Consider the following 5,729-nt stretch of genomic DNA (forward strand, 5'->3'; position numbering starts at 1 on the left):
GGTTGGAAGCGTTCCTTCAGACGGCTGGACTCCATTCATAACAAGAATAACCCCCTACCAGGATTTTCCCGCCTTATCAAACCCAGATATATGGGAGGTATGTAACAAATGCGGAAGCGATACATGCAGATACTGCGAAGAAAATTACATAACCTGTCAGGAAGACATCGGAGTGGGCGGACAGTGCGGGGATTCCCAGCGCATAAGATTCACTGAATTTGCAGCAAAGAATTACGGAGTTAAAGAAGGGGATATTGTTGAAATACCTTACTCTGGCTCGCACTGCTTTTATGTAACAACACCAGGAAATCCCGAAGTAAATGTAATTGCAGAATTGGTTTATGACCCATATGAAAATAATCCAAAAGATGAGGATATAAAATTGAAATGCGCGCAAAATAACAACGGAGACCCGGGCGAGTCAATTGTTGAGTTCAAATACAGAGAGGGAACAGTAATTTACATGGCTATGCATATAGACGCGCAGATAGACAATGAGCTTGGAAAGACAGATTTTTTGAGAAATGCAATCAACTCACGCCTTCCAAAGGTTTCAAACATCACAATCACAGTCAAGGAATCGCAATTTATTGAGTGGAATTATCCAGGAAGCCTGGAAAAGCCCGCCAATGCAAAGCTGAACATAAAGGGGATAAATGACGCACTTGAGAAATGCAATTCTGATATGTGCGAGATAAAGATAAAAATAAATGCAACAAACGGGATAATGCTCATCAACAACCTGCTGATTGAATACCATCTTCCAGTATATGATGTTAAAATGAACGTAGGAGGAAATGAAATCAACATAGCAGAAAACCTGAATGACTCAAACTCACCCCTTTACCTCAATAAAAGCATAAGAGAGGGAATTAATAATTACCTTCTCTCCTGCAATGAAAAGGAATGCATTGTTCCATTTGAGATGGAAATGAGGGAAAAGGGCTCAATAGTCCTTAGCGCCCTCAATGTTGAATACCAGAAATGCCTTGTTAAGGAGGAAATAATCGCGCACACCCTTGCATGCTGGGAAAAGTCAGGGTTTGGAAAGTCAGGAAATGACATTTCATGCTACGAAATCTCAATCCCAGAAAGCTGCGGATTTGTTGAGGACTTAAAAGAAGCTGAATTCACAGATTCATTGAAGCAAAACGGGCTGTGTGAAGAGATAGGAAACAACGGCTTTGATGAAGAGTGCGGGAAATCCGACAGCATTGATTTCAAATTAATGAAAACAGCTCCCGGAAGAAACATATTCATAAAATACTCAGCAGAAAAAGCAAAAGTAATCATAATATAAATGTTTAATGCAGGGCAATTAAATGAAAAAGGCAAAGTGCGGAAAAAAAGGTGACATTGCAATAGGAACAATAGTTTCAATCCTTATCGCAATAGTCGGAATCACAACAGCACTTATTATCACAGCAAGAAGCAGTGACGGAAAAAAGATGTACTGCGGGCTTGTCAACAAATACGCGCCGAAGTTCTATGATACAAGGATGGGAAGCTTTTGCAGGGATTCTTCTGAGCACGAAATCTCATTCATGAAATCAGAGAAACTAATGATTGACAAGTTCTCTGATGAAAACACTGGACACCTGTCAATAATGTCAAAATCAGTATTGTCTGATAATTTCTCAATATTCCTTGAGCGGGAGACAAACCTTCTTTCTGCCGAACTCTCAATATCAACTGGCTCTGAAAGAAAACTGAGAAGATTCCCATCTGGAAAAGAAAACGAGAGCCTTCCACCATTTCCGAGGAACGGAGGAGAGCGGGGCGCATTAATAAACATCTCAAAATATGCCCTGATAAACAGCGCATCAATTGAGCTTGTGGGAAGCAACTACCCTGGAAGCGTGGACATCGCATTTGCAATAGACACCTCAGGAAGCATGACTGAAGAATGGAATTCAGTGTGCGATGTAATAAAAAAAATAGGGAAAAACCTCTCTGATTTCGGGGTTAAGGATTTTAGGATAAGAGTTTATGCAATCGGAGAAGGAGCAACATCAGGAAGCTGCATATCAGATAGAATAACAAATGCAGAGCTGAAGGCAGTTTCCGCAATCAATTTTATAGAAGAAGGGCCATCCCGCGTTAAGAGCGGCACTCCCGACTGGGGAGCAACAGTATATTACTTTCCAGGGGACCAATATGAAGAAGCCTGGGCTCTTGCAGCAAGCCACCTGTCCAAAAATGTTGATTGGAAAGAAAAGTCCAAGAAGATGATAATCCTAATCGGCGATTCAGACCCGACAGGCGCACTTGGAACAGAATATCACTATGGAGCACAGGCAGGAGTTGCTGGAAAATGGTCAAATCCGAGTTTCACAGGAAATGAGCAGGACTCAATTGACAATGCAAAAAGCGATTCTGTTGCTAATGATGCTTATGTAAGCGTTGTGTTTGGAAACGAGGACCTAAGCAATGATGAAGGATTTAATGTTGGATGCTCAATAAACCCTGATGATTCCTGCTGCCAGAACAATCCATTGTGCAGCAGCATAATGGGATGGATGGAAGAGCTTTCAACTTCAACAAGAGGCGCATTTGTAGCATACATAGACACTCCTTCCCTCCAGAAATCTGTGATGGATGCTGTTATGTCGCTTTACCCTTCTGGAATAATTGTTAGCATAAATAATTTTGAAATAGCAAATCACCCCGGTTCTCTCAACCGCTCAAATTTGCCCTGGCTCGTTTCCGGGGACATATTCAAAAATACTCTGCAGGATGCACTTTCATCCTGCGAGCCAGATGATTTCGGTTACTGCATGATTCCAATAAATGTTTCATCTGACACAGACGGAACAATAATCTTAACTAATCTTCAGATATCATATGAGCTTCAGGCGCACGATGTTTCTGTCTCAATAATTGACGGCGATTCTGAAAATGAAATATTCCGTATAGCCCTGCTTTCAAAGGCATCTGAGAAATTCAGCTTCACAAATGAAATGGAAGCGATAAAGAAGGGCTGCAAAAAAGATTTGTGCAGGTTCAATTTCACAGTAGAGACATCAAACCCAACTGAGATTTTCCTTTCAAACTTAAGCATAAAATACAAGAAATACTATCTTAGAGAAGAGCTTTTGAATGCGATAGCAGAATGCTGGAAAAAGGCAGAATTCGGGCAGCTTGAGTCAGACATAATATGCCTGGAATTTCCGATTCCAGAGGATTATATCTTTTACCGTGCAACAACTGAAAAGGACATTGCCGAACTTCTTGTAAAAAGGAAGTGGTGCCATATCATAGCTGACTCAGAATACGAATGCGGAGAAGAGGACAATCTTGATTTCAAAAAAGATATAAATAGCATAACAAACGTTCTTATAGAATACAAGTCAAGTGGAAGAAAAATTATTGTGAGCTGAAAAAGAAGATATGACATACCTTGTGCACAGCACCAGGACAAGAAGGGAATTTGAAAGCCTGCGCGAGGCAAGCGATTTCATGAGAGCGGATTCCAACTCAAGGATTTATGAGATTGACGGATTCGGGAATCCAATCAAGATTTCGCCTGAAGAGCTTATAAAAAGGCTTTCTCTCGAAGACAAAGCGCATGCCCCTGAAACAGAGAGCAAAATTGTGATAAAGAATCCTGAAATGCTCGTGCCAGATGAAAAAAAGCCAGAGGAAAGCCCAATGCGCATGTATTTCAAATACGGCTTGCTTTTCATAATGGCGCTTATAGTCCTTGCCATTGTAATTTTCATGATAATTCCCATGATAAATGAGTTTTCCAATACATTCAACAGAATTTAAGAGGGAAAAAATGAGATTTTCAAGAAAAATCAGCGCAAAAAAAGGCGATATCGCAATCCAGTATGTTTTCCTGATATTCATTGCAACAATATCAGTTTTTGTGATAGTAGGGATGCTTACCAAATGGAGCTTTTCCTCAAGCAAGTTCATGTGCCGCCTCACAGGGGAATGCAGCTCTGAAGAGGGAAGCGGGGATATTGTCAAGATAAACGCAACTGATTTGGATGATTTCAGGCATGAAGTTGAGAAGGGCGCAAAGCTCTGCTATGAAAACGGAAAAATTGGAAGGGTAAAGGGAAGCGTATGCTACATTATAATGTGCTATACGTTAAACCCAAACCAATGCAGCCTTGACCCCTCCCTGAAAACTAACCTTGAAACAGAAGGCATCAATGTAACAATAAGCTATTCCAACAGCGACAAGGCAGTAATCTCATATGACTACAACACAAAGTTTGTGAAGATTGAGTGAGCAAAATGGAATCTGTTGAGGTTTGGATGTGGATTATCGCAGGGCTCCTCATTGGCGTAATCATGTTTTCAGGAGCATATTCATTTCTCTCAAGATACATGGCTCAGCAGGAGATTTCCCAGGCAAGGGAGTCATTCAACAGGCTGAAATACTCAATAAGCACGGTCTGCATTGGCGGAACAATGGACAGGGAAGTTTCAACCTATATCTTTCCATACAGCGTTGAGAAGATTTATGTCTTCTCAGCTGCGGGAACAGAGGGGGAAGGAAACGAAATCTGCATGAAGATAAAAGACGAGGATTCAAGCTGCGCTGAGGTAAAACTGTGCAATCTTAAGATGAGCACAATTGAGCTGTCTGAAAAGACAAGCGTTTTTTACCTCATCCAAAAAGCCCTCGGAAAGAAGCTTGTAGCAAATATTGAGTTCTCAATTGCAAAAAAGGATGCAAGAAATATAGAATTAGCCTGGGAAAGGAAATATGTCAGGTGAACTGAGGGCGGCAGAATGATAATTGCTGATGTCCACTGCCACCTTGACTTTTTTGATGATTTGCAGATAGATGAGATTCTGAAAAGGGCAGGAGAGAATAATGTCAAGGCAGCAATAACCAACGGGGTTGACCAGAAGAGCAACAGGAAAGCCCTTGTGCTCTCCCAAAAATACAAAATGGTTAAGGCAGCGCTCGGGCTTCATCCGGAGTTCATAGAAAAATTTGACGATAAAACAATTAAAGAAGAAATCAATTTCATCAGAGAGCATAAAAAAGAGATTGTGGCAGTTGGTGAGATAGGGCTGGACTACCACTGGGTAAAAGATGAAACCTTAAGAAAGAGGCAGAGGGAGCTTTTTCTCATGCAGCTTGAGTTTGCGAAGGAAATTAAAAAGCCGGTGATAGTGCACAGCAGGGATTCTGAAAGTGAATGCATAGAAATCCTTTCTTCCTCAGGAATAAAAAATGTGCTGATGCATTGTTTTTCAGGAGGCATGAATCTTGTAAAGGAATGCTATGAAAAGGGATTTATGTTTTCAATCCCGACAAACATTGTAAAGAGCAGCCACTTCCAGAAGGCTGCTGAAATTCTCCCCCTCTCAAGAATACTCACCGAGACAGATGCGCCCTTCCTCAGCCCGTATCCAGGAAAAAAGAATGAGCCCTCATTCATCGCAGAAACAATAAGGAAGATTGCCGAGATAAAGAAAATGGACCCCGAAGAGGTGTCAAACGCAATATTCAGCAACTACCAGAAAATGTTTCTGTAAACTTTTTTTTTGAATAAAGCAAGCCCTACTCTCCTGCAAAGTATCTTGAAAGAATTTCCTTTTTTTCCTCTCTGTCGCGCGCTTCGTGCATCGGAGGGAACATGTCAAGAACCAGGAATGCGTCTTTTTTCTTGCAGGAAGAGAGCACAGAATCAACTTTTTTTACATAAGAATCTTTTATAATGTAAGCTGAGCGGGCGTTGCTTTTCCCAGATTGCACTATG

Annotated in this window: 7 protein-coding genes; 6 read left to right on the forward strand and 1 reads right to left on the reverse strand. The window is 41.2% G+C overall.

The features are described 5' to 3' along the window. The 6 genes from NTV63_05320 to NTV63_05345 form a co-directional block, all read left to right on the forward strand. Nucleotides 1–1,300 (forward strand): hypothetical protein (locus NTV63_05320; protein ID MCX6710339.1); only part of this gene is annotated, 1,300 nt, incomplete at its 5' end. A 22-nt stretch (nt 1,301–1,322) separates the two neighbouring features. Then, nucleotides 1,323–3,380, forward strand: a complete 2,058-nt coding sequence (locus NTV63_05325) for a hypothetical protein (protein MCX6710340.1) — start codon at nt 1,323–1,325, stop codon at nt 3,378–3,380. 10 nt (nt 3,381–3,390) lie between these two features. Further along, on the forward strand, nt 3,391–3,771 hold the full coding sequence (locus tag NTV63_05330; GenBank protein MCX6710341.1) for a hypothetical protein: 381 nt from the start codon (nt 3,391–3,393) through the stop codon (nt 3,769–3,771). Nucleotides 3,772–3,781: 10 nt separating this feature from the next. Further along, complete coding sequence (locus tag NTV63_05335) at nt 3,782–4,243, forward strand: hypothetical protein (GenBank protein MCX6710342.1); 462 nt, start codon at nt 3,782–3,784, stop codon at nt 4,241–4,243. Continuing rightward, nucleotides 4,240–4,734 carry a hypothetical protein gene (locus tag NTV63_05340; GenBank protein ID MCX6710343.1) on the forward strand — a complete coding sequence of 165 codons (495 nt, stop codon included), beginning with the start codon at nt 4,240–4,242 and terminating at the stop codon, nt 4,732–4,734. The genes NTV63_05335 and NTV63_05340 overlap by 4 nt, the downstream gene beginning before the upstream one ends. 15 nt (nt 4,735–4,749) lie before the next feature. After that, nucleotides 4,750–5,505 carry a TatD family hydrolase gene (locus NTV63_05345; protein ID MCX6710344.1) on the forward strand — a complete coding sequence of 252 codons (756 nt, stop codon included), beginning with the start codon at nt 4,750–4,752 and terminating at the stop codon, nt 5,503–5,505. 25 nt (nt 5,506–5,530) lie between these two features. On the opposite strand, the gene NTV63_05350 is transcribed toward NTV63_05345, so the two are convergent. After that, nucleotides 5,531–5,729 (reverse strand): hypothetical protein (locus NTV63_05350; protein ID MCX6710345.1); only part of this gene is annotated, 199 nt, incomplete at its 5' end.

It is taken from the genome of Candidatus Woesearchaeota archaeon (genome assembly GCA_026394965.1).
Lineage (GTDB): Archaea > Nanobdellota > Nanobdellia > Woesearchaeales > 0-14-0-80-44-23 > JAPLZQ01.